Origin of the sequence: Butyricicoccus sp. AM27-36, from assembly GCF_003480945.1 — a bacterium.
In the GTDB taxonomy this organism is placed as follows: Bacteria; Bacillota; Clostridia; order Oscillospirales; family Butyricicoccaceae; genus Agathobaculum; species Agathobaculum butyriciproducens.
In genome coordinates this window covers 1-21,862 of sequence record NZ_QUJR01000013.1, presented here as the reverse complement: position 1 = coordinate 21,862, position 21,862 = coordinate 1, and the positions used below count along the sequence as shown (strand labels likewise).

Here is a 21,862-nt window from a genome sequence, read left to right as displayed (position 1 = left end):
CGGTCACTCCGTTTCCGGCGGCACAGGCTCGCCGTTCAAGAAGCGCAGCTGCTCGCCGGGCGGCGTCTCGTGCAGCGTGCCGTCCATGTTCAGCTCCATCTGCTCGTTTTCCTCGAGTGCGGGCAGCGCAGGAAGGTCCTCGATGCTTGCCAGTGAAAAGCTGCGCAGGAACTGGTCGGTCGTGCGGAACAGCATGGGCTTTCCGGGCACGTCCAGCCGTCCGGCCTCCTCGATGAGCCCCTTTTCCGCCAGACTGCTCACCGTATTCGATGAATCGACACCTCTCAGCTGGTCGATGAACGCACGCGTTACCGGCTGGCGGTATGCGATGATGGTCAGCACCTCAAGCGCCGCAGGCGACAGCGCAGGCGGTCTGCGCGATTCGGTCACGCGGCGCACATACGGCCCGTACATCGGCCGGGATGCCAGCTGCAGCTTGTCCTCGATGCGCAGCAGCATGATGCCGCGGTTCTCGAAGTCGTAGCGGTTCTCAAGTGCAGCCGCCGCGTCCAGCAGCTCTGCCGGTGCGGCCTCGAGCGCCGCGGACAGCCGTTCAAGAGTAACCGCATCGCCTGCCGCGAACAGCACGGCCTCCAGTCCGGCCTCGAGCGCCGTCATGCTGCCGTTATTTTGTGTTGTCATTTGTCAGCATCAGCTCCATCTCCTCGCCGTCCCCTTCCAAACGGATTCGGCGGGTCTTGGATAATTCCAGCACTGCCAGAAAGGTAGCCACAATCTCCGAGCGGTTTCTCGCATCGTCGAACAGCCGCATAAACGGCACGCGCATCCGGTACAGAAAGCGTTTGAGGATCGCGGTGACGCGTCCCTCTACCGGTGCAGGCTCCCGCCCGACAATGCCCTGAAACGAGGTCACCGGCGGCGGCAGACGGCGCTTGGTGCGGCGCAGCATTTTGTTTGCCGCGCGGATGAGATCGTTTACCGTGTGGTGATACTCCACCGGCGCATCATCCTGCCGTTCGGGCGGTTTGACGTAGATATCACGACCGGTTTCGTTCTTTTCCGCAAAAAACGCAGTCGCGCTCTTGAGTCTCTGGTACTCGAGCAGCATCTCGACCAGACCCGCTCGCGGGTCCTCCCCGTCCTCGTCCTCCTCGTGCTTCGGCAGCAGCATCCTGGACTTGATGTACACCAGCTGCGCCGCCATTGCGATGAAGTCACCGGCAACGTCCAGATCCATGTGCTCGGCCTCGTGCAGAACCGCCATGTACTGCTCAAGGATTTCCGCGATGGGGATATCGTAAATGCTCACCTTGTTTTTGGAAATCAGGTGCAGCAGCAGGTCAAGCGGCCCGTCAAAGTTGTCTAAATGAAAATCCATAGCTTACAGAAACAGGCTGACGAAGTTTACCGCCAGCATGAGAACGCCGTTGCCGACCCAGTCCATAATACCGTCCAGCCAACCGAACCAGAGCGCCACGATAAACACGAAAAAGATGATATTCTGGTACTTCTGCAGCTTGAGTGACCACGAAAACGGCAGAAAAGCGTCAACGACGCGCGAACCGTCCAGCGGGTGCACCGGAACAAGGTTGAACACACCCAGACCGATCGACATGCTCGCAACGATGAGCAGGAACTGCGACAGCGACCACAGGAATGTATTCGTCATGTTCATGCGCACCACAAAATACAGGCAGTACGCGATAAAGGCGGTGATAAAGTTGGATACCGGACCGGCAAGCGCAGTCAGCGCCATGCCCCAGCGTCTGTTCCTGAAATTGGCGATATTGACCGGCACCGGACGCGCCCAGCCGAAGCCGAACAGCAGCAGGCACAGGAAGCCGATCGGGTCGATATGCGCCATCGGCGACAGCGTTACGCGGCCGGAATCACGCGCGGTACGGTCACCGAGCAGATAGGCAGCACCGCCGTGCGCGGTCTCGTGGATGGACAGGCACAGTACGATCGCGGGCAGCGAAAGCGCCAGTGTGATAAATGCGGAGCGGATATCGCCGCTCATCAAAGCTCTCCAAAGCAAGCTGTTTCCTCCATTATTGCAGTGATTCTGATTCTATATTACCCTATAATGGATTATTATAACACGGATAGCGGTTGTTGTCACCCGAATATTTGTTCTGTACAACATTCGGCAGGATTTTGTCGTTTAATCGCAGGGCGGGGCCCCGCCCTGCATGATAACTTACCGAATGGATAATATCTTTGCTGCATAATTCTCCACTCAGTAAGTTTTAGCAGCACATTAACGGATTATCTGCTATAATTAACTTGTACATTTATGCACTTGGAGGCTTCGACATGAAACGACAGGACGGTAAACCGCGTTTATTCTCGTTTACACTGCGGGATTTTCTTATTTTCGCGGCGATATTTATCTGTGCACTGGTACTCTGCACCTTGCTGCGCCGCTCGGACATCAGCGACGGCTTCGCCTCTCCGGTATTTGTTCTCGCGGTGCTGCTCATCTCGCGCTTCACAAACGGATACCTGTTCGGCACGCTTGCCGCATTTCTGAGCGTTATCGGCATCAACTACATCTTCACCTTCCCCTACTGGGAATTTAACTTCACGATGACCGGCTATCCGCTGACGTTTTTCGTCATGCTGTGCGTATCGCTCATCACCTGCACGATGACCACCAAGATCAAGCAGCAGGAGCAGTTCCGCATGGAGAGCGAGCGCGAGAAAATGCGTGCCAACCTGCTCCGCTCGGTCTCGCACGACATCCGCACGCCGCTGACCTCCATCATCGGTTCAACCTCGGCCATTCTGGAAACGCCCGACCTGTCTCTCGAACAGCAGCATCAGCTGCTCGAGGATGTGCGCGATGACGCGCAGTGGCTGGTCCGCGTGGTGGAAAACCTGCTGTCCATCACCCGCATGGGCGAGGACACCCGGATCACCAAGCAGTCCGAGGCCGCCGAGGAGGTGCTCGGCGAGGTCGCCCGCAAATTCCGCAAGCACTATCCCGGTGTCAAGATATCGGTGGCTGTGCCGGATGAGCTGCTCATCGTACCGATGGATGCGATCCTCATTGAGCAGGTCATGACCAATCTGCTTGAAAACGCCGTTCGGCACGGCAAAAACACCACCCATATTGCGCTCTCTGTGCATCAGGATGGCGAAAACGCCGTCTTTGCCGTGCAGGACAACGGCGGCGGCATCCCGCCCAAGCTGCTGCCCATGCTGTTCAGCGGAACGCTGCGCCACAGCGACACGCCCACCGGAGACGGCAAGCGCAATATGGGGCTGGGACTTTCTGTATGCAACGCCATTGTCCGCGCACACGGCGGCACAATGCACGCACAAAATAAGGACGGCGGTGCGGAATTCATCTTCCGCCTGCCGATGATAGAAAAGGAGCCGGAACTGCAATGAACATTCGAGAAAAAATACTCATCGTGGAGGATGAAAAGAGCATTGCGCACTTTATCTCCACTATTTTGAACTCCAACGACTACGAAACGCTGCTGGCCCGCTCGGGCAGCGAGGCGAAGACCATGATCTCCTCGCACTGTCCGGATCTGGTCATCCTCGATCTCGGTCTGCCGGATATGGACGGCATTGACGTCCTGCGCGAGCTGCGCTCGTGGTCGAGCCTGCCGGTGGTGGTGGTTTCCGCCCGCTCGCACGAGCACGACAAGGTGCAGGCGCTCGATCTCGGCGCGGACGACTACCTGACCAAGCCGTTCGGCACCGCCGAGCTGCTCGCACGCGTGCGCACCGCCATCCGCCACACGAGAACTACCTCCGCGAACAGCGAAATCGCCCGCGAGGGCACCTACACGGTCGGTGAAATGACCATCGACTATAACAAGCATCAGGTGCTCGTCCGCGGCGAGAATGTCCACCTCACGCTCAGCGAGTTCCGTATCGTTGCGCTGCTCGGCAAATTTGCCGGCAAGGTGCTTACCTACGATTACATCATCAAGGAGCTTTGGGGACCGCGAGCCGGCGGTGACAACCAGATCCTGCGCGTCAATATGGCAAATATCCGCCGCAAGATCGAAAAAAATCCTGCCGAGCCGGAGTATCTGTTTACCGAGGTCGGCGTGGGATATCGTATGGCAGAGAATTCCGAACAATAACGCGGTATGCCGTATATAACGACATGCAGATGATTTACAACGGCGGGATGAGGTCATCCCGCCCTACAATTTAATTTATTTTATACCAACAAAAAAACCCGAGTCAAACGATTCGGGTTTTTTCATATAGTTTAGGTAAACTCCGTCGGCGAATAGCTGCCGTCCGCGATCTGCTGCGCGACTTCATCCGTCAGACCGTTGTAGACAACGCCCGGCTCCAGCGTAATGCCGTGAATTGCGGCAAGCTGAGAGACCGTTACAAACGCGTAGGTCTTATCCGTGCGGCTCTGCAGCTCGTCGATTGCTGCCAGCGCACCCCGAACCGAAGTCTCATACAGGTCGTGCATCAGGACAACATCGCCGTCCTGCGCCTGCTCCACGATGACCTTCTTTACATGATCGGCATCGCGGTAGTTCCAGTCCTCGGTATCCACGCTCCAGTTGATGATCGGATAGCCAAGCTCTGCGGCTACCGCCTTGACATCCGAGTTGACGCCGCCGCCTACCGGACGCAGCACCTGCGGTGCCTGCCCCGCAATATCCTTGATCGCATTGGTCGCATCGTCAATCTGTGTGCGGATATCATCCACGCCCAGACCGGTCAGATGGCACATCGGGTGATTCATGGTGTGGTTGCCCAGCTCATGGCCTTCGTTTACCATGCGCGGCAGCACATCCGATACCTCGGAGACACGCTCACCGACCATCAAAAACGTAGCGACTGCGCCGCGCTGCTTGAGACCGTCCAGCAGATAGTTGGTCAGGCCGTTCGGATAGCCGTCCTTCTTGCCGGTCGGACCGTCGTCAAACGTCAGCGCGATATAGACATCGGCCTCCGGAATATCGCCGTCCACGGCATCGCCCAGCTTATCCTTCATGTTTTTGAGGTATGCCTTCTGGCTGTCAAAGCCGTCAAGCGTTACGCCGGTGAACGAGAATACGCCGTCACCGAGATCGGTATACGTCTTGCCAAGGATCGCCGCAAGCACCTGCGGAGAAACGTAAAAACGGTTCTTGTCCTGATCCGTGTAGGTGGAGAAGCCATTGCCGGAGGCACGCTTGCCGTCCACCTTGGTCTTGCCGTCGTCCGCATCCACGGTCGCGGTGGATTCACCGCAGGTGACATTCCATGCACCCTTGCCGTCGTCCTCCGCCTTGCCGCCGAGCGCGGTCATCGCGGCCTTGAGCGGGATATACGCCGTGCCGTCCTGATCGAGCACGCCTGCACCCAGCTTTTTGCCTTCTTCCACCATGTGCTTGGTGCTGCCTTCATAGAGCAGCTGATCCGAGCCGGTTCGCATAACGATGCTGCCGCTCATCACCTGTCCCTCGTCCGGGCCGAGCACCTCGAGCGCCTGATCCGTAATTTCACCGATCTTCTTGTCGGTCAGCGCTTTTTTTGCCTGACTGATGATGATCAGATCGCCGTCTTCGGCGGCGACCTCGCCGGTCTGCCACGAAAGCGCCTGACAGATATCCTTGACCGGCGCATAAACCACGCCGTTCTTCTCCACCGGTGCGGAGGCGAAGGTTTCGGTCGCGTCACCGACCTGCAGGTTTGTATCACTGAGCTTAATTGTCAGCACGGTCTTTTTGAGCGTGATCGTGCCGGATTTAGCGTTCTCGTCCCAGTTCAGTTCCAATCCGAGGTTATCGCACAGTGAGCTGATGGACGCCATGCCGTTGCCCTGACTGTCACGGTAGGGCGCAGCGTCAACCTGTATCGCCTTGCCGTTCTTATATGCATTCGTGTTGCCCACCTGATACACCAGCACGTTGTTGCTGCTGACCACGTTTCCGACAATCGAGCGGATCGCCCGCACACCGAAGAAAATGACCGCAATGATCAGAATGATCAGGGCAAACAGTACACCGTAGTGACTGTTGCGCCGTCTGCGTCTTCTTCTATGCGGGCTGCGCGGCGCCTGCCGCGCCGATTCATATGCCATTTTTGTCATCCTTCCTATCCTTTTTATAGTATATGCTTCTAAGATATAAGTATACCACCTTTCGACACAAAGCGAGGTTACAGTTCTGTTACTTTTTACAGCTTCCGCCCGCACTTTTCCTGTCCTTTTCTGACGACAGACTTACGGCAGCACCGCACAATGAAAGCCGCGGCTTCTTGCGCGAGTTCCGTCCGCGCTGCCGCGGCTTCTTGCACAGGCTCCGGTCGCGCTGCCGCGGCTTCTTGCGCAGGCTCCGGTCGCGCTGCCGCGGCTTCTTGCGCGAGTTCCGTCCGCGCTGCCGCGGCTTCTTGCACAGGCTCCGGTCGCGCTGCCGCGGCTTCTTGCGCAGGCTCCGGTCGCGCTGCCGCGGCGCTTTGCCTTACAAATCCTCGCCTGCACTCCAGTTGATAAGATGAGGCGACTTCTTCGGCTGCACAGCTGCCGGGTCGGGCACCTTTACACCGAAGAAATCATACCACTGACCGCACTGCTCGCACTGCCAAGCCGTTGCTTCGGTTTCATCCATGATGAAAATCTCGTTTCCGCATTCACAATTTAGAATTGTCATGATACTTCCTGCTTTCCTGCTGTTATATTTCTGCTATCAGTATAGCACAAGCCGCGCATAAAGTCGAATGTCGGCGCAAAGAAAAAGGGAGTGTTTCCACTCCCTTTCTGTTCGGTTACGGCAGCCTGAGCAGTCCCGCCTCGCGCAGACTGTTGAGCAGCTCGTTGAACCGTGCAACGATGTCGTCCGCACCGGTTGCGTCTGCTACCGATGCCGCCGGTTCCGGACTTGCACCGGCAGGTCCGGTCGGACCGGTTGGGCCGGTTGGGCCGGTCGGGCCGGTAGCGCCGACTGCGCCTGCTTCACCTGCAGGGCCGGTCGCGCCGACTGCGCCTGCCTCACCTGCGGGACCGGTCGGGCCGGTGGCACCGACTGTACCTGCTTCACCTGCGGGTCCGGTCGGTCCGGTTGGGCCAACTGCACCCGCTTCACCTGCGGGGCCGGTCGGGCCGGTAGCGCCGACTGCGCCCGCTTCACCGGCGGGACCGGTCGGGCCGGTTGGGCCGACTGCGCCTGCTTCACCTGCGGGGCCGGTCGGACCGGTCGGGCCGGTAGCACCCGCTTCACCTGCGGGGCCGGTCGGGCCGGTAGCGCCGACTGCGCCCGCTTCACCGGCGGGACCGGTCGGGCCGGTTGGGCCGACTGCGCCTGCTTCACCTGCGGGGCCGGTCGGGCCGGTTGGGCCAACTGCGCCTGCTTCACCTGCGGGGCCGGTCGGACCGGTAGCACCGACTGCACCCGCTTCACCTGCGGGGCCGGTCGGGCCGGTCGCGCCGACTGCGCCTGCTTCACCTGCAGGTCCGGTCGGGCCGGTTGGGCCGACTGCGCCTGCTTCACCTGCGGGGCCGGTCGGACCGGTTGAGCCGACTGCGCCTGCTTCACCTGCAGGGCCGGTCGGGCCGGTTGGGCCAACTGCGCCTGCTTCACCTGCGGGGCCGGTCGGGCCGGTAGCGCCAACTGCGCCTGCTTCACCTGCGGGACCGGTCGGGCCGGTTGGGCCGACTGCGCCTGCTTCACCTGCGGGGCCGGTCGGGCCGGTTGGGCCAACTGCGCCCGCTTCACCTGCGGGGCCGGTCGGGCCGGTTGGGCCAACTGCGCCCGCTTCACCTGCGGGGCCGGTCGGGCCGGTTGGGCCGATGGGTCCCGGGAAGCCCGGCGGTCCCGGAGGACCCGGAATGCCTCTCGGCCCCATTGGCCCCATCGGTCCCCTTTCTCCTCGCGGTCCGCGCGGACCCGGAGGACCCGGAGGACCGGGAGGTCCAGGAGGTCCCATCGCGTCCGGTCGGCCGTTGCCCATCACCGCATCGCACATGCGCTCCTGCCAGCGTTCGCTCGGGCGTTCCCAGTTGCCGCAGCAGTCCTGTCGATCGTTCATGTCGTTCTTCCCTTCCTTCCGATTTGCCGGAAATCTCCGGCAGTTCAATCTATGCCGAAGGCGGCTTTGCGGTGAGACCCTGCGCGGCAAAATACCGTCGGTTGTACGCCACCGCCGCCGACTGTGGACGCACAAGCGCTGCCCGTTCGTTCCAGGCACAGGCTTGCTTTGGGTCTCCCAATTTGTCCCAGCAGACACACAGGCCGAGTGCCGGTGCATACGCACAGGCGTTCACATCAACAAAGCCGTGCGGCGCTGTGCTTGCGGCTCGAATGGCGGTTTCGTACCAGAACACCGCCTGTCTTGCGCGGTTATCCGCGTATTCGAGGGTTGCAAGCGCACAGCACACGGCACTGCGCGGCACCTCCAGTGCAAATGAGAGGGTCAGTGCCCGCTTTGCCTGCTCGCGCTCTCCGAGGGCGGTCAGCGCCTGCGACAGACCAAGGCACGCATCTATTTTGTTCTCTGCCCAGCCGTCCGGCATCGCAAGGAAGGCTTCAAACGCTTCGACCGCCTGTGCGTACCGTTTATGCGCCAGCAGCTCGCGCGCGTAATAATAGCTGCCGCGTGCATCCAGCATTTTCCCCTTAGCGAGCAGGTTTTCGTAGATTTTCAGATTGCGGTCGGAGTTCGCACACGGCGGCTTGCGGTGTGTCACCGCCGCGTCTCCGTACCGGATGTTCCCGCGCGGCACAATGCACTCGTGCACCGCACCCTGCCATCGAAAATGCGCAGACGTTTTAAGCAACCGCTCACGGTAACAGAAAAACGTCGGTCTGCCCTGCTCATCAAAACCGGTGTGGTACGGCAGCATGACGACATCGACTGTGCCGTCCAGCTCCGCTTTGAGCGCAAGCAATTTCTGACGGTCGGACGGCAGAAGCACATCATCCGCATCCAGCCACAGCGTATAGTCCATGCGCGCCTGCGCAAACGAAAAATTGCGTGCGGCAGAAAAATCATCGCACCACGGGAACACCTGCACAGTGCCGTATTGTGCAGCGATCTCCCTCGTTTTGTCGGTCGAGCCGGTGTCCGTGATGCAAATTTCATCCGCAATGCCGCGCACGCTGTCCAGACACCGCGCGAGCACCTTCTCCTCATTGCGTACGATCATGCAAAGGCTGACGGTCGTCATAGCATCCCTCCCAACCAGTCTATGCAAGGCGAATGAAGGTTGCTAATCTGCACAGATTTTGGTACAATAATAAGAAGAGTAAATCATGGAAACGGAGAGATTTTTCGATGGAGACCGAAGTAAAGCTGACCAAACTTGCAGGCTGCGCCGGCTGCGGCGCAAAAGTCGGCGCCGGAACGCTCGTACACCTGCTTGAAGGCTTTCGCACGCATACCGACCCGCGTTTGATCGTCGGCTATGACAAGAGCGATGACGCAAGCGTGTATGTGCTTGACGAGAACACCGCGCTCGTGCAGACGACCGACTTCTTCCCGCCCATCGTGGACGATCCGTTCCTGTACGGACAAATCGCTGCTGCCAACGCGCTCAGCGACGTGTACGCCATGGGCGGTGAGCCCAAGCTCGCGCTCAACATCATGTGTCTGGCGCAGAGCATGGACAATCATGCGGTGCAGGAAATCCTGCGCGGCGGCTACGACAAGGCCTACGAGGCCGGCGCGATCATCACGGGCGGCCACACCATTCAGGGTGCCGAGCCGATTTACGGACTGGCGGTTTCTGGCTTCGTGCATCCGAAAAAGGTGCTCACCAACAGCGGTGCAAAGCCGGGTGATGTGCTGATTCTGACCAAGCCGCTCGGCGTTGGCGTGCTGACCACGGCAGCAAAAGCGGATCTGGTTGAAAAGTCCGTGCTTGACCGCATCTACCGCCAGATGGCTGCGCTCAACAAGGCCGCGCGTGACGTGATGGTGAAATATCCGGCGCACAGCTGCACGGATGTCACCGGTTTTTCGCTGCTCGGCCACAGCTTTGAGATGGCACAGGGCAGCGGCGTTTCCGTGCACCTTCGCGCGGACGACGTACCCTATCATGCAGAAGCATACCCGCTGGCAGAGATGGGACTGATTCCGGCAGGCGCGTACCGCAACCGGCAGTATGCGGAAGCCGGCGTATGTATCAAGGGTAAGGTTTCGCGCACCCTGCAGGATTTGTTTTACGACCCGCAGACCAGCGGCGGTCTGCTGTTTGCCCTGCCGGAGCAGGACGCACAAGGCTGTCTGGATGAACTGCAGCAGAGCGTACCGGAGGCGAAAATCGTCGGGTATGTTACCGAGAAACAGGAGTTTTCGATCTATTTGGAGTAAATTGAAAATTGGGGATGGAGAATTGAGAATGGAAAATTAACGCGGTGGTTGACCGTTTTCTTTTGAAATAGAACCCAATCAAAAAACACCCCGAACCACAGGTTCGGGGTCAGTCTGTCGAAAAAGTCGTATAGTCAACAGTTTTCAGTATTTCGCGCGGCAGCGCGCATAAAATAGCATTTGCTCTGCAAATGCTCAAAAAGGGGGAGCATGTATCACCATTTTTGAACTTCTGGAGGGAGAAAGTTTCTGTATAGAAACTTTCGGACGACTTTGGAACGGCCCACGGTCCGTTCCTGCTTGTCGGCGAAACTGTAGTTTCGCGACAGCCTCACCCCGAACCTAGGTTCGGGGTGTTTTCTATTCGGAGCAGAAACTGAAATCTGACATTTCATTCTCCATCCTCCATTTTCAATTCTCCATTACTCTTTCCCGCCCTGCAGGATATAAATTCCATGCTCAACGGGTTCGAGCACGGCCTGCAAATTTTCGCACGCGCCCTTGGGACTGCCCGGCAGATTGATGATCAGGCTCGTGCCGCGAATGCCCGCTGCCGCGCGCGACAGACACGCCTTCGGCGTAATCTGCATGGACGCTGCCCGCATGGCCTCCGGGATACCCGGCGCGAGCTTTTCGCAGACCTTGATGGTCGCCTCCGGCGTTACATCGCGCGGTGCAAAGCCGGTGCCACCGGTGGTGACGATGAGTGCGAACTTCTCCTCGTCGGCGGCACGGATGAGCGCGGACTCGATACGCGGCTGCTCGTCCGGCAGCACCTCGACCGCACCGACCGCGTAGCCTGCCCGCTCGAGCAGATTCTTGACGGCAGGGCCGCTCAAATCCTCGCGCTCACCGCGGAATGACCGGTCGCTGACGGTAATAACTTTAGCGGTCAGTGGGCGAACACTGTTCGCCCCTACGGAACACGACATATCACACACCTCCGAAGCCGCAGTGCGGATAGGTGCAGACCTCACAGCCGAGACACAGACCGCCTTCTCCGAGCGCAACAAAGTCGCGCCTGGTCAGCCGCACGCCCGCCGCGATGCGCGGCAGCACCAGATCAAAAATGGTGGCCTTGGCGTACATGACGCATCCGGGCAGACCCATCACCGGACGGCCGTCCGCGTAATAGCCCAACAGGAACATGGCGCCCGGGAGCACCGGCGCACCGTAGGTGACGATATCCGCACCGCTGGCCTTAATCGCACCTGGCGTCGAATCGTCCGGGTCAACACTCATGCCGCCGGTGCACAGAATCATATCGACCGGCTTGTTTTTCATCTGCTCGATGGCCGCCGCAACGTTCTCCATGCCGTCCTCGACCAGAACGTGCTCGGTCATTTTGATGCCGAGTGCAGCCAGCTTTCGTTCTACAACCGGCGTGAAGCTGTCCGGAATGCGGCCTTTGGCTACCTCGCTGCCGGTGGTGACAACCGCTGCTGTTTTCAGCGTAAACGGGCGGACTTCCAGAATCGGCGTGCCGCCCGCCGCCTGCTCAGCCTGCCGCAGCTTCTCCTCCTCGATTATAAGCGGAATCACGCGCGTGCCGCACAGCTTGTCGCCCGGATGGACGATGCCGTTGCCACGCCTCGTGGCAATCATGATTTCGTCAATACTGTTGACCGCGTTCAGCCGCTCGGTATCCACCAGAAAAACGCCGTCAATGTCCGAAGAAATCTCGATTTTTCCCTCTTTGGTCTCGCTTTTGCGCATATTGGCGTTCTGACAGAGCGCACACAGCCGCTCTGCCGCGTCATTCTCGTGCAGAAAACCCGGCTGCAGCTCCCAGACGTAAAGCTGCTCCTTCCCCATCGAAAGCAGCACCGGAATGTCCTCCGCGGTGACGATGTGGCCCTTGCGGAAGCGCGGCCCCTTGCTCACGCCCGGGATGATCTGCGTCATGTCGTGGCACAGAACATGACCGACCGCGTCCTCGGTTTTGATACATTTCATGGCTTTTCCTCCTCGATCTCGTCACCGGCGGTGATCGTGCCGCCCGTCAGCACAATGGCAAAGATACCGTCGGTCGGCATGACGCATTTGCCCGTCAGACGGCGGATTTCACAGTCATTATGGCATTCCTTGCCGATTTGCGTCACCTGCAGACGCGTTTTTCCCACGCGGAGCACCGTACCGACCGGTAAATGCTTGAGGTCAATCCCTTCGGTGAGGATGTTCTCCGCAAAGTCGCCCGCATGGAGTGTCAGACCGGTTCGGCGCATTTCGTCCACGCTCTCCTGCGCCAAAAGGCTGATCTGGCGGTGCCAGTTGCCCGCGTGCGCGTCACCGACGATGCCGTGGTTTTCCTTCACTGTGATACGCTCCACCGGGTGCTTTTTTGTTCCTTTATGTTCACTGATACAAACTGCAGCTACTTTTGACATAGTGCCTCCCATTCGCTAATTGAAAATTGAGAATGGAAAATGATTGCCTTAGTTATCGCGCTCTGCGCGATACCTCAATTCTCCATTCTCAATTTTCCATTATTTATCCTCCGATTTGACTCATACCTCTCCGGCTTTCACTCGGCTGCCCGGATTGCATATGGTGGCTGACCGGTTTCCCGAACATACCCTCGCGCAGTGCGCGTTCAAGGTTTTCACCGTGCAGACCGCGCAGCGGAATCTCCTGCGCCGAGTGCAGGCACGGTTTCAGCCTGCCGTCTGCGGTAACGCGAATGCGGTCGCAGTCCGCGCAAAAACGGTGGCTCATCGGGCGAATCAGACCGATTTTCCCCTTCCAACCGGGCATTCGGTACAATTCCGCAACGCCTTCATTCGGCAGACGCTGCAGTTCCGGCAGGGCGTGCAGCACCGCATCCGCAGAGAGAAACCGCTCACGCGGCCAGTCCGCGCACTCACCGATCGGCATGAGTTCAATAAAGCGCACCTCATATTCTCCGTCCTGCGCCAGCTGCGCCAGTGCCGGAATCTCATCCTTGTTTACGCCGCCGAGCAGCACGGCATTCAGCTTTGTGCCGCGGAATCCAGCGTGCCGCGCCGCGTCCAGACCGGCCAGCGTATCCGCGAGCGAGCCGCCGCGCGTCAGCGACGCAAATTTATCCTTATTTAAGGTATCCAGACTGATATTCAGCCGGTCAACCCCCGCTTGTTTCAGCTCTGCGGCGTACTGCGGCAGGAGTGCGCCGTTGGTCGTCATGGCAAGCTCCCGCACACCATTGATGGCACGCAGACTGCGGCACAAGTCCACGATGCCGCGCCGCACAAGCGGCTCTCCGCCGGTTAGCCGCACCTTGCTGACACCGAGCGAAACTGCCGTCCGCACGATCTCGGTCAGCTCCTCGAACGACAGCATTTCGCTGTGCGCCCGCTTGCACACGCCCTCAGCGGGCATACAGTACCGGCACCGAAGGTTGCATCGGTCGGTCACCGACAGCCGCAGATAGCGGATGTTTCTTCCTTGATTATCCAGCATTTTGCTCACTCCGTCAGCGGCATAACGTCCTCTGGGCAGACGTACAGCGTCAGCTTTTCCGTGCCGGAAAGCGTCTCCCAGACCGCCTTATCCAGCTCCCACCGCAGCCTGCCTGCGCCTGTCGTCTGCAGCATGACCACGGTCGAAAACGGGTTTTCGACTACGCGCTCGACCGTGCACGGAATGGCGTTCTCCGTGCCCTCTGTGGTAAAGTAATGCGCCCGAACGCCAACGTAAGCGATGTTTTCCGGCACATGCAGCGCGGTTTTGAGCGTTACGTTCCAGTCCTTGCAAAACAGGGTTCCATCCTGTTTTACCTCGGCGGCAGAGACGTTCTTGCAGCCGGAAATCAGTGCAGCACCCATGGTTGCCGGTGCGCGGAACAGTTCCTTGACCGTCTCCTTCGGGTCGGATTTTCCCTTGTTCAGCACGCACACCGTATCGCACAGGCGGTAGACCTCATCGCGGTTGTGCGTAACGAACAGCGTGCCGCACGAAAGATTTTTCAGGATGTCCGAAAGCTCCAGTTCCACCTGCCATTTCAGGTACGCATCGAGCGCGGAAAACGGCTCATCGAGCAGCACAAGCTCGGGCTGCCCGACCAGAATGCGCGCCAGCGCGCACCGCTGCTGCTGTCCGCCGGAAAGCTGACTTGGACGGTTGTTCTCCAGTCCTTCGAGTCGGAACGCGTGCAGGACCTCCCGCACCGCCTGTTCGCGCTCGTTTTTCGGACGGGCGTGCGCGCCTGCGCGGATGTTCTGCTCGACCGTCATGTGCGGGAACAGCGCGTACTGCTGAAACAGGCAGCCGACTTTTCGCTTCTGCGGCGGCAAGTCGATTTTCTTTTCGCTGTCGAACAGGACGCGCCCGTTCAACTCAATATGACCCTTATCCGGCCTCACGATGCCCGCGATGCACCCCAGCGTCATGCTCTTGCCGCAGCCTGAGGCACCGAGCAGCGCCATCACTTCCCGCTCAGCGGTGAAGTTCACTTTCAGGTGAAAATCTCCGAGCGTTTTCTCGATATCCACGATTAGTGCCATGCCTTACGCACTCCTCTCTCCCGCTTTTCGAGCAGATTGACCGCCAGCAGCACCACCGCCGAGATGGCAAGGTTGATCACGACCCACTTGAACGCCAGCGCGTCATCATTCGTGCGCCACAGCTGATAGACCGTCGTCGAAATCGTTGCCGTGCGTCCGGGCGTGTAGCCCGCCACCATGGATGTTGCGCCGTACTCACCGAGCGCACGCGCGAACGCGAGCACCGTTCCCGCAAGGATACCCTGCCTGCAGCAGGGCATGCGCACCCGCCAGAAAATCCAGGTGTTCGAGCGGCCGAGCGTGCGGCCTGCGTCGGCAAGCGTTTCGTCAAAGCTCTCGAACGCACCGCGCGCCGTGCGGTACATGAGCGGGAAAATGACAACGGCGGTTGCGAAAATCGCCGACCACCAGACCATGGTCAGCTTGAGATTAAAATGCGCGAGCGCCCATGCGCCGACAGTTCTTTTCGGTCCGAGCATGCGCAGCAGCAGATAGCCGACCACCGTAGGCGGCAGCACGAGCGGCAGCGTGAACAGCACATCCAGCACACCTTTGAGCACGCGCGGCAGACGCGCAACATAATAGGCCGCCGCAATCCCCGCGAAGAAGATGATCGCTGTGGAAATAAGCGCGATACGCAGTGAGTTATATAATGGATACCAGTCCATAATCGTCTCCTTTTGTAAATAAAGGCGAGAGATTGCTCCCTCGCCTTCCTATTGTATCAGATTATGCCAACGTGGTAAAGCCTACGCTCTCGAATACCTTGCCTGCTTCATCGGTGGTCAGATAGTCAAGGAACGCCTTTGCGTCGTCTGCGTGTGTACTGTTCTTGAGCACGGCTGCCGGATAGATGACCTGACCGCACATATCAGCAGTTGCCTCGTCAACCGTGTCGAGGCCTGCCGAGAATGCGTCGGTTGCGTAGATAATGCCGCAGTCCACCGCGCCTTCGCTTACCTGCGTGGTAACTTCCTTTACGTTGGAGCCGTAGGTCAGCACGCCTGCATCCGCCAGCGCCTTCTCATCCAGCTTGTAGCAGCTGAAAATCTTCTGGGTATACTGACCGACCGGTACATCGCTGTTGCCGATGGCAAGCAGCACGTCACCGCTCTTCAGCTTTTCCGCAAGATCGTCAAAGCTCTTGATTCCCTTCGGGTTGCCCTCCGGTACAGCCAGCGTTACCTTGTTCTCGAGCAAGTCGATACGGGTGCCGCCCTGCAGCTCATCCAGACCGTCCGGGTTCTTGTCGGTATCGTCCTTGAGAGAGCCGTCGAGTGCGTTCATCTGCTTGGGTGCTGCAGAGATGAACACGTCGCAGTCCGCGCCTTCCTTGATCTGGGTGAGCAGGTCGCCGGAGGAGGCAAAGCTGAACGTCAGGGTGACGTTCGGGTCAACCGCCTTGTAGTCCTCTGCGATCCGGTTCAGGGTCTCGGTCATGGAGGCCGCCGCAAAGACGGTCAGCTCTGCGGAATCTGCAGAACCCGTGTCCTCAGCTGCGCTGTCGCTGCTCTGGGATGCACCGCAGCCTGCTAGCATTGCCAATGACAGAGCCGCTGCTGCAAATCTTGCAAAACGGTTGTTTTTCATTGCGTTTTCTCCCTTATTTTATAACACTTTAATGAAAGACGTTGGAAAAGTGAAGCAGCGCTTCCAGCACACCGCCGCCGACCGCAAGCGCCTTATCGGATGCGGTATCGCAGTTTTCACGCTTGCCGCGCGGATCAACGTCGCCGGATTTCATACCCTCATGTACAGGTACGCCAGCCTGCAGCAGACCGCGCAGACAGCCGCTGATGGTAGTTTTCATGGGTTTTCCCGCAACGTACGCGATGGTGTCTCCCGTCTCGACCAGATCGCCAATTTCATGGCACGGCTCGAATAAACCGTCTGCCGGGGCACGCAGAACGCGCTCTGCCGCGTGACCGCCGATTACACCGGGAACGCCCGTATTCGGCAGCGGCGAACCCGTATACAGCACCCGTCCGAGTGTATGCCCGCGCATGGTCTCAACCGCTGCGTGACAGTCCACGCCGGCCGTAAAGCCCGGACCGACCGCAATGACGATCGGCGCGTCCGTGATGTGCGTACCGAGGTTCTTTTTCGCCAGAATCGCGTCCACCAGAGCATCAGGGTGCAGCTCCTGCACGCAGCTTGCCGCCGGATCGGCCAGCACCGCAATGATGCCCTGTTCGGTTAGTGCTGCCGCTTCGGCTGCAGTATCGGCTCGGCGTGCATGCACGCCCTCAACGACTGTTTCGCCCAATCGAATCGCTTCCGAAAAGCATACTGTACGGCGGATCGACGTTGGCTGCGGCAGGTCTGTCAGCACCAGACGAATGCCCGCACGGTACAGCCGCAAGGCAATCCCCGTGGCAATGTCTCCCGCACCGCGTATCACGACTAACATGGCGTTTTCCTCCGTTTATCTTCGTTGTATTTTGCAAACTATAACGATTACCACCGATGATTATAGCGTATCGGTCGAGTGAAGTCAATATTTTTTCTGTGTGGCAGACATGATATAATACTATTATAAAAGCATGGTTGCAGGGCGGGGTGACCTCCCCCCGCCGCATATAACAACATGCAGATAATTTACAACGGCGGGATAAGATCATCCTGTCCTACGGTAAACATGGTTGTATTAGGTGGATTTATGAAAATATGTGAACAATTACACATTATAAAAGGCATAACCGCCGTGATCGGCAGCGGCGGAAAAACAACTTTACTGCGTATACTGGCCGAAGAATTATCCGGAACGGTGATTTTGACGACTTCCACACACATTTTGCCGTTTGCGGGCATTCCCCTGTTAGTGACAGATGACATCGACCAGGTCCGCCGCGCACTTGCGCTTCACCGCGTAATCTGCATGGGCACGCCTGCCGCTGAGGGCAAGCTGACCGCGCCGGCACTTCCCTTTTCCGTGCTCGCGGACGCCGCTGACTATGTGATTGTGGAGGCCGACGGCTCCAAGCGGCTGCCGCTCAAGGCACACGCCTCGCATGAGCCGGTCATACCTGAGAATACACGCAAAACCGTGTGCGTCGTGGGCGCATCCGGGTTTGAAAAGCCGGTCGAACAGACCGTACACCGACCGGAACTGTTCTGTGCGCGCACCGGTGCACACATGAGCGGTATTGTCACGCCGGAGCTGGCCGCGCAAGGCATTATCGCAGAACACTTAGCGGATATCGTTGTGCTCAATCAGGTGGAAACGATATCTCCGGCAGCAGCGAAAAGTTTTGCAGATACACTTCAAAACGCCAATATAACGGCTATCTGCACCAGTTTAATGCAGAATAAACGCTGATTTGCATCTTTGCTCTTCACGCTCAACGCTAATAAGAAAGAACCGCACAATGTGCGGTTCTTTCTTCAGTCTGTCAAAAAAGTCAGATTGGCGTTTTGCGTTTCGTGCGGCAGCACGCATAAAATAGAATTTGCAAAGCAAATTCATAAATTCCGGGAGCATGTATCTCGGAATTTATACAAAGGAAGAAAAAATGTGCCCGTCAGGGCGCGGTTTTTCTTCGGTTTCGCTCGAAAGCGTGGTTTCGAGCGAGAGGCTGCTCGGAAAACGTTAGTTTTTCGACAGCCTCAAGAAAGAACCGCACATTGTGCGGTTCTTTCTTATTCCATTCCTACAGGTTTATCGCTGTTAAACTTGGTTTTGATTGCAATATCCGTATAAAGCAGTTCTTTTTCCGGTGTTTTTTTGTTCTGCAGATAGTCAAACAGCAGGAACGGCGGCCGGTAGCCCTGCTCGAATGCCTTCTGATCGAGCACAAAACTCAAGCTATCTGACTGGAGCAGCTTCATATTCATCGGGTTGAGGTCGAATGCAACGACCTTGACCTTGCCCTTTCGGCCTTCTTCCTCTACAGCTGCGCACGCACCGGCCTGTCCGTTGGACGCAACGTAAATGCCGGTCAGGTCAGGATTTGCACGCAATGCGTGCTGCGTAATCTCGTGGGCATAGTCATCTCGGTCGAAACACGGCTGAAATGCTAACAGTTCAATTTCGTTTCCTGTTTCGCCGTTAATGGTATCCATAAATCCGTTTAATCGGTTATTATGTGCGGTATTATTCAAGTGTCCCGCCAGCGGAAGCACCTTGCCGCCCTCGGGCAGCATCAGCCGAAGCAAGCCTGCGGCGGTCTGTCCGGCGCGGTAGTTGTCCATGCCGATGAACGCAAGACGTCTGCTGCCCGGTGCGTCCGAGTTGAGTGTGATGACCGGAATGCCCTGTTCGTACAGTTCATCGATGCACTGGCGAATCTCCGGCGAGTTGTTCGGCGCGATAGCCAGTCCCTGCACGCCCTGTGAAACCAGTTCTTCAATGTGTTCAAGTACCATTTCGGTATCCAGACCACGGTTTTCGCGCATGATCAGTTCCACGCCCGAGGCGGCAAGCTCCTCTGCGGCACGCTGCACGCCTGCACGCACGATCTGTATCGTCGGCGTCTCGACGGATTGCAGGATCGCCCCCAGCTTGAACTCCCTGCGGGATTTGACCAGCGCCTGTCCGATCAGGTTGGGTTTATACCCTAATTCTGCTGCAATTTTATGAATTTTCGCTGCTACTTCGGGGTTTACGCGCCCTCGATTGTGCAGCGCACGGTCTACCGTACCGCGGGATACACCTGCCAACTCCGCGATCTGCTGTGCGGTTACAGCCATGTTTTTTCCTCCTTATTCTATGATAGAAAGCACCGTAGCTTTCATTGTGCGGTGTTTCCTCACCACATTCTTTTTTCTTTATTTACAGTATAGCACACTGCACGCATCTTGCAACTATTTTTTGCGTGTATCCCTGTTTAAATTTACGTGTTTCCGTTTTTGTACGGCTTATTTACAAACAAATCGTCTATTTTTCGTGCAGTTTTACCAATATAGTGCACGCCTCTGCACGCATACTCACGAAAATAAATGTCCTTTCGCACAAAAAACCATCCGTGTTTTTGTTGCGTTCACCGAATCATTCAGAATATCATTCTTAAGACTTGAAACGCGCAGGATATCGTGATAACCTATAGACAACGAAATAAATCCCCTGAAAACGCAGTGAACATCACCCATGATTCAAGTGCATTTTCGACGGGGAATTATTTTTCAAAAAGTGCGTTCACGAGAACGCCACAGACTATATCTTACTTATAGGGGGTAACACAATGTCATTCTTCTCCTCACTCGCCTGGACAGGCATCTCCTTCCTGCTGTTCACGGTGCTTGTTGCGGTCATTTCCGCTTGGAAAACCCGCGATGAGCAGCTCGACACAGCCGAGGGCTACTTCCTCGCCGGCCGCGGATTGCCCGGTGTGGTAATCGCCGGTTCTCTGCTGCTGACCAACCTCTCCGCCGAGCAGCTCGTCGGTCTGAACGGTCAAAGCTGGAAAACCAATATGGGCCCGATCGCATGGGAGGTCGGCTCGATGTTTACGCTGCTGGTTCTGGCGTATTACTTCCTGCCAAAATACCTCAAAATGGGCGCCATGACTATTCCTTCTCTGATGGAAGCACGCTACGGCAAGGGCACCAAAACGATGTTCTCGCTCGTAATCGTCATCATGTACTCCATCCTCAACCTGCCGGTCATCCTGTACTCCGGTGCAGTCGTATTTGAGCAGATCTTCGACATTTCCGGCATCCTCGGCACCAGCAAGTTCATGGCTGTTGCCATCCTGTGCATCATTATCGGCATCATCGGCGGCTGCTACGCGATTTTCGGCGGCCTGAAAGCAGTTGCAGTATCTGATACCATCAACGGCGTCGGTCTGATTATCGGCGGTCTGATGATCCCCTTCCTCGGCTTCGCGGCACTGTCTGCAGCAACTGGCGGTCATGGCATTTTCGACGGCATCAAGTACATGGTAGAGGCAGATCCGGCCAAAATGAACGCAATCAACGCATGGAATGCACCGGAACCGGAAGTTCCGTGGCCGCTGATCATCACCGGTATGTTCTTCAACAACCTGTACTGGTGGTGCACCAACCAGTCCTTCGTACAGCGTTCCCTCGCAGCAAAGAGCTTGAAGGAAGGTCAGAAGGGCGCTATCTTCTGCGGCTTCCTCAAGTGCCTCGGCCCTCTGTACCTCGTTATTCCGGGCGTTATCGCATTCTACCTGCCGTCCATTCAGGACAAGCTGACCGCTGCCGGTTCCTCTGCAATCGACTTTGCTTATCCGGCACTGATCGCTGAGATCGTTCCGAAGCCGGTCATGGGCTTTTTCGCCGCAGTCATGTTCGGTGCGATCCTCTCCTCGTTCAACTCCGTGCTGAACTCCGCATCCACCATGTTCACCTTGGACCTGTACCGTTCGTCCATCAACCCGAAAGCTTCCGACACCAAGTGTGTTAAGGTCGGCAAGATCTACGGCACCATCGCAGGCTGCATCGCAATTGTTATCTCTCCGTTCGTTATGTACGCCGGCGGCATCACCACGTTCCTGAACTCCATGAGCCAGTTCGTTTCCCTGCCGGTACTGTGCACCATCCTCGGCATCTTTATGTTCAAGCGCATCCCGAAGTATATGCCGAAGGTAATCACCGTGTTCCACGTTGTATGCTACGGCGCCTTCCTGCTGATCAAGCCGTGCTATCCCGGTTCGTCCAACCCGATCCACTATCTGTACGCAATGGCTGTTCTGTTCCCGATCGAGCTGCTCATCATGTGGTACCTGAACAAGTATCGTCCGGGTGAGGAATATGAGATTCACGACGTCGGCGCAGTTGATCTGACCCCGTGGAAGTACCGTCATGTAGTTTCCATCGTTGGTCTGATTATCGCTGTTGCGATCTATATCCTGTTCTCTCCTCTCGGCATCGCAGCTTAATTTGTCCCTTGTTGCACTCTTTGTGCATTGATCCCTCGCTTTCCGGCGGTGAATTGTCCTCACCGCCGGAAAGCAAAATTTTTTTACGAAATTTGAAATTTCCTCTTGCGTTCTCGTGAACGCGGATGTATAATCACCTTGACCTCAGAAATGAGCGGTGCACGCAAAACTTCGAGCAAGCCGCGTGCAGCAAAACAAACCATAAATAACGCAGGCAACTGCACAACACGAATTTATCACTTTTTAGGAGGAATTCATCATGGAAAATCTGAACATTGCACTGATCGGCTGCGGCAT

General features: G+C 57.4%; 21 protein-coding genes. 5 read left to right on the top strand and 16 right to left on the bottom strand.

From position 1 onward, the window contains the following. Positions 1-3 precede the first annotated feature (3 nt). From scpB to DW724_RS14300, 3 genes are read right to left on the bottom strand one after another with little or no spacing between them, the layout of a single operon-like run. Positions 4-642: an SMC-Scp complex subunit ScpB gene (scpB, locus tag DW724_RS14310; RefSeq protein ID WP_243022957.1), complete on the bottom strand. Its 639-nt coding sequence runs from the start codon at positions 640-642 to the stop codon at positions 4-6. Then, positions 626-1,339 (bottom strand): segregation and condensation protein A, encoded by a 714-nt coding sequence (locus DW724_RS14305; RefSeq protein WP_118761929.1) that lies wholly within the window; start codon positions 1,337-1,339, stop codon positions 626-628. The genes scpB and DW724_RS14305 overlap by 17 nt, the downstream gene beginning before the upstream one ends. Before the next feature lie 3 nt (positions 1,340-1,342). Beyond that, positions 1,343-1,999, bottom strand: coding sequence for a site-2 protease family protein (locus tag DW724_RS14300; RefSeq protein WP_147358677.1), 657 nt, complete (start codon positions 1,997-1,999; stop codon positions 1,343-1,345). Between the two features lie 278 nt (positions 2,000-2,277). Between DW724_RS14300 and DW724_RS14295 the strand changes: the two genes are divergently transcribed. After that, positions 2,278-3,357 carry a sensor histidine kinase gene (locus DW724_RS14295; RefSeq protein ID WP_118761927.1) on the top strand — a complete coding sequence of 360 codons (1,080 nt, stop codon included), beginning with the start codon at positions 2,278-2,280 and terminating at the stop codon, positions 3,355-3,357. Then, a complete protein-coding gene (locus DW724_RS14290) occupies positions 3,354-4,067 on the top strand; it encodes a response regulator (RefSeq protein WP_117492305.1) in 714 nt (237 codons plus the stop codon). The genes DW724_RS14295 and DW724_RS14290 overlap by 4 nt, the downstream gene beginning before the upstream one ends. 131 nt (positions 4,068-4,198) lie before the next feature. Here the strand turns inward: DW724_RS14290 and DW724_RS14285 are convergent, their stop codons facing one another. From DW724_RS14285 to DW724_RS14265, 4 genes are all read right to left on the bottom strand, one after another. Continuing rightward, positions 4,199-6,016, bottom strand: a complete 1,818-nt coding sequence (locus tag DW724_RS14285) for a polysaccharide deacetylase family protein (protein ID WP_158580375.1) — start codon at positions 6,014-6,016, stop codon at positions 4,199-4,201. 379 nt (positions 6,017-6,395) lie between these two features. After that, complete coding sequence (locus DW724_RS14275) at positions 6,396-6,584, bottom strand: hypothetical protein (RefSeq protein WP_118761924.1); 189 nt, start codon at positions 6,582-6,584, stop codon at positions 6,396-6,398. Between the two features lie 115 nt (positions 6,585-6,699). Beyond that, positions 6,700-7,959, bottom strand: coding sequence for a hypothetical protein (locus tag DW724_RS14270; protein WP_243105777.1), 1,260 nt, complete (start codon positions 7,957-7,959; stop codon positions 6,700-6,702). Between the two features lie 49 nt (positions 7,960-8,008). Next, the gene (locus DW724_RS14265; protein WP_118761923.1) at positions 8,009-9,097 is read right to left on the bottom strand and encodes a glycosyltransferase family 2 protein; all 1,089 of its coding nucleotides are present in this window, start codon (positions 9,095-9,097) and stop codon (positions 8,009-8,011) included. 107 nt (positions 9,098-9,204) lie between these two features. Between DW724_RS14265 and selD the strand changes: the two genes are divergently transcribed. Further along, entirely contained in the window at positions 9,205-10,242 is a 1,038-nt protein-coding gene (gene selD, locus DW724_RS14260) for a selenide, water dikinase SelD (protein WP_118761922.1), read from the top strand. Between the two features lie 422 nt (positions 10,243-10,664). On the opposite strand, the gene DW724_RS14255 is transcribed toward selD, so the two are convergent. The 8 genes from DW724_RS14255 to yqeB form a co-directional block, all read right to left on the bottom strand. Next, complete coding sequence (locus DW724_RS14255; RefSeq protein WP_118761921.1) at positions 10,665-11,174, bottom strand: MogA/MoaB family molybdenum cofactor biosynthesis protein; 510 nt, start codon at positions 11,172-11,174, stop codon at positions 10,665-10,667. Position 11,175: 1 nt separating this feature from the next. Then, complete coding sequence (locus tag DW724_RS14250) at positions 11,176-12,198, bottom strand: molybdopterin-binding protein (RefSeq protein WP_118761920.1); 1,023 nt, start codon at positions 12,196-12,198, stop codon at positions 11,176-11,178. After that, complete coding sequence (locus DW724_RS14245; protein ID WP_118761919.1) at positions 12,195-12,629, bottom strand: MOSC domain-containing protein; 435 nt, start codon at positions 12,627-12,629, stop codon at positions 12,195-12,197. The genes DW724_RS14250 and DW724_RS14245 overlap by 4 nt, the downstream gene beginning before the upstream one ends. A 103-nt stretch (positions 12,630-12,732) precedes the next feature. After that, a complete protein-coding gene (moaA, locus tag DW724_RS14240) occupies positions 12,733-13,680 on the bottom strand; it encodes a GTP 3',8-cyclase MoaA (protein WP_118761918.1) in 948 nt (315 codons plus the stop codon). Between the two features lie 5 nt (positions 13,681-13,685). Beyond that, entirely contained in the window at positions 13,686-14,723 is a 1,038-nt protein-coding gene (locus tag DW724_RS14235) for a sulfate/molybdate ABC transporter ATP-binding protein (RefSeq protein WP_118761917.1), read from the bottom strand. Further along, positions 14,714-15,391, bottom strand: coding sequence for a molybdate ABC transporter permease subunit (modB, locus tag DW724_RS14230; RefSeq protein WP_118761916.1), 678 nt, complete (start codon positions 15,389-15,391; stop codon positions 14,714-14,716). Before modB ends, DW724_RS14235 begins: the two co-directional genes overlap by 10 nt. 61 nt (positions 15,392-15,452) lie before the next feature. Then, positions 15,453-16,313: a molybdate ABC transporter substrate-binding protein gene (gene modA, locus DW724_RS14225; RefSeq protein WP_118761915.1), complete on the bottom strand. Its 861-nt coding sequence runs from the start codon at positions 16,311-16,313 to the stop codon at positions 15,453-15,455. Positions 16,314-16,341: 28 nt separating this feature from the next. Continuing rightward, a complete protein-coding gene (yqeB, locus tag DW724_RS14220) occupies positions 16,342-17,133 on the bottom strand; it encodes a selenium-dependent molybdenum cofactor biosynthesis protein YqeB (protein WP_118761914.1) in 792 nt (263 codons plus the stop codon). Positions 17,134-17,361: 228 nt separating this feature from the next. On the opposite strand from yqeB, the gene yqeC reads away from it, so the two are divergent. Continuing rightward, complete coding sequence (gene yqeC, locus DW724_RS14215) at positions 17,362-18,042, top strand: selenium cofactor biosynthesis protein YqeC (protein ID WP_442861291.1); 681 nt, start codon at positions 17,362-17,364, stop codon at positions 18,040-18,042. A 320-nt stretch (positions 18,043-18,362) separates the two neighbouring features. Here the strand turns inward: yqeC and DW724_RS14210 are convergent, their stop codons facing one another. Next, positions 18,363-19,412 carry a LacI family DNA-binding transcriptional regulator gene (locus tag DW724_RS14210; RefSeq protein ID WP_118761912.1) on the bottom strand — a complete coding sequence of 350 codons (1,050 nt, stop codon included), beginning with the start codon at positions 19,410-19,412 and terminating at the stop codon, positions 18,363-18,365. Positions 19,413-19,903: 491 nt separating this feature from the next. Between DW724_RS14210 and DW724_RS14205 the strand changes: the two genes are divergently transcribed. After that, on the top strand, positions 19,904-21,565 hold the full coding sequence (locus DW724_RS14205; protein WP_118761911.1) for a solute:sodium symporter family transporter: 1,662 nt from the start codon (positions 19,904-19,906) through the stop codon (positions 21,563-21,565). Positions 21,566-21,862: the final 297 nt, after the last annotated feature.

Excerpts from the sequence above, each read along its gene's own strand:
- scpB (WP_243022957.1), bottom strand. The coding sequence starts at position 642 with ATGACAACACAAAATAACGGCAGCATGACGGCGCTCGAGGCCGGACTG.
- DW724_RS14305 (WP_118761929.1), bottom strand. The coding sequence starts at position 1,339 with ATGGATTTTCATTTAGACAACTTTGACGGGCCGCTTGACCTGCTGCTG.
- DW724_RS14295 (WP_118761927.1), top strand. The coding sequence starts at position 2,278 with ATGAAACGACAGGACGGTAAACCGCGTTTATTCTCGTTTACACTGCGG.
- DW724_RS14290 (WP_117492305.1), top strand. The coding sequence starts at position 3,354 with ATGAACATTCGAGAAAAAATACTCATCGTGGAGGATGAAAAGAGCATT.
- DW724_RS14285 (WP_158580375.1), bottom strand. The coding sequence starts at position 6,016 with ATGGCATATGAATCGGCGCGGCAGGCGCCGCGCAGCCCGCATAGAAGA.
- DW724_RS14275 (WP_118761924.1), bottom strand. The coding sequence starts at position 6,584 with ATGACAATTCTAAATTGTGAATGCGGAAACGAGATTTTCATCATGGAT.
- DW724_RS14270 (WP_243105777.1), bottom strand. The coding sequence starts at position 7,959 with ATGAACGATCGACAGGACTGCTGCGGCAACTGGGAACGCCCGAGCGAA.
- DW724_RS14265 (WP_118761923.1), bottom strand. The coding sequence starts at position 9,097 with ATGACGACCGTCAGCCTTTGCATGATCGTACGCAATGAGGAGAAGGTG.
- selD (WP_118761922.1), top strand. The coding sequence starts at position 9,205 with ATGGAGACCGAAGTAAAGCTGACCAAACTTGCAGGCTGCGCCGGCTGC.
- DW724_RS14255 (WP_118761921.1), bottom strand. The coding sequence starts at position 11,174 with ATGTCGTGTTCCGTAGGGGCGAACAGTGTTCGCCCACTGACCGCTAAA.
- DW724_RS14250 (WP_118761920.1), bottom strand. The coding sequence starts at position 12,198 with ATGAAATGTATCAAAACCGAGGACGCGGTCGGTCATGTTCTGTGCCAC.
- DW724_RS14245 (WP_118761919.1), bottom strand. The coding sequence starts at position 12,629 with ATGTCAAAAGTAGCTGCAGTTTGTATCAGTGAACATAAAGGAACAAAA.
- moaA (WP_118761918.1), bottom strand. The coding sequence starts at position 13,680 with ATGCTGGATAATCAAGGAAGAAACATCCGCTATCTGCGGCTGTCGGTG.
- DW724_RS14235 (WP_118761917.1), bottom strand. The coding sequence starts at position 14,723 with ATGGCACTAATCGTGGATATCGAGAAAACGCTCGGAGATTTTCACCTG.
- modB (WP_118761916.1), bottom strand. The coding sequence starts at position 15,391 with ATGGACTGGTATCCATTATATAACTCACTGCGTATCGCGCTTATTTCC.
- modA (WP_118761915.1), bottom strand. The coding sequence starts at position 16,313 with ATGAAAAACAACCGTTTTGCAAGATTTGCAGCAGCGGCTCTGTCATTG.
- yqeB (WP_118761914.1), bottom strand. The coding sequence starts at position 17,133 with ATGTTAGTCGTGATACGCGGTGCGGGAGACATTGCCACGGGGATTGCC.
- yqeC (WP_442861291.1), top strand. The coding sequence starts at position 17,362 with ATGGTTGTATTAGGTGGATTTATGAAAATATGTGAACAATTACACATT.
- DW724_RS14210 (WP_118761912.1), bottom strand. The coding sequence starts at position 19,412 with ATGGCTGTAACCGCACAGCAGATCGCGGAGTTGGCAGGTGTATCCCGC.
- DW724_RS14205 (WP_118761911.1), top strand. The coding sequence starts at position 19,904 with ATGTCATTCTTCTCCTCACTCGCCTGGACAGGCATCTCCTTCCTGCTG.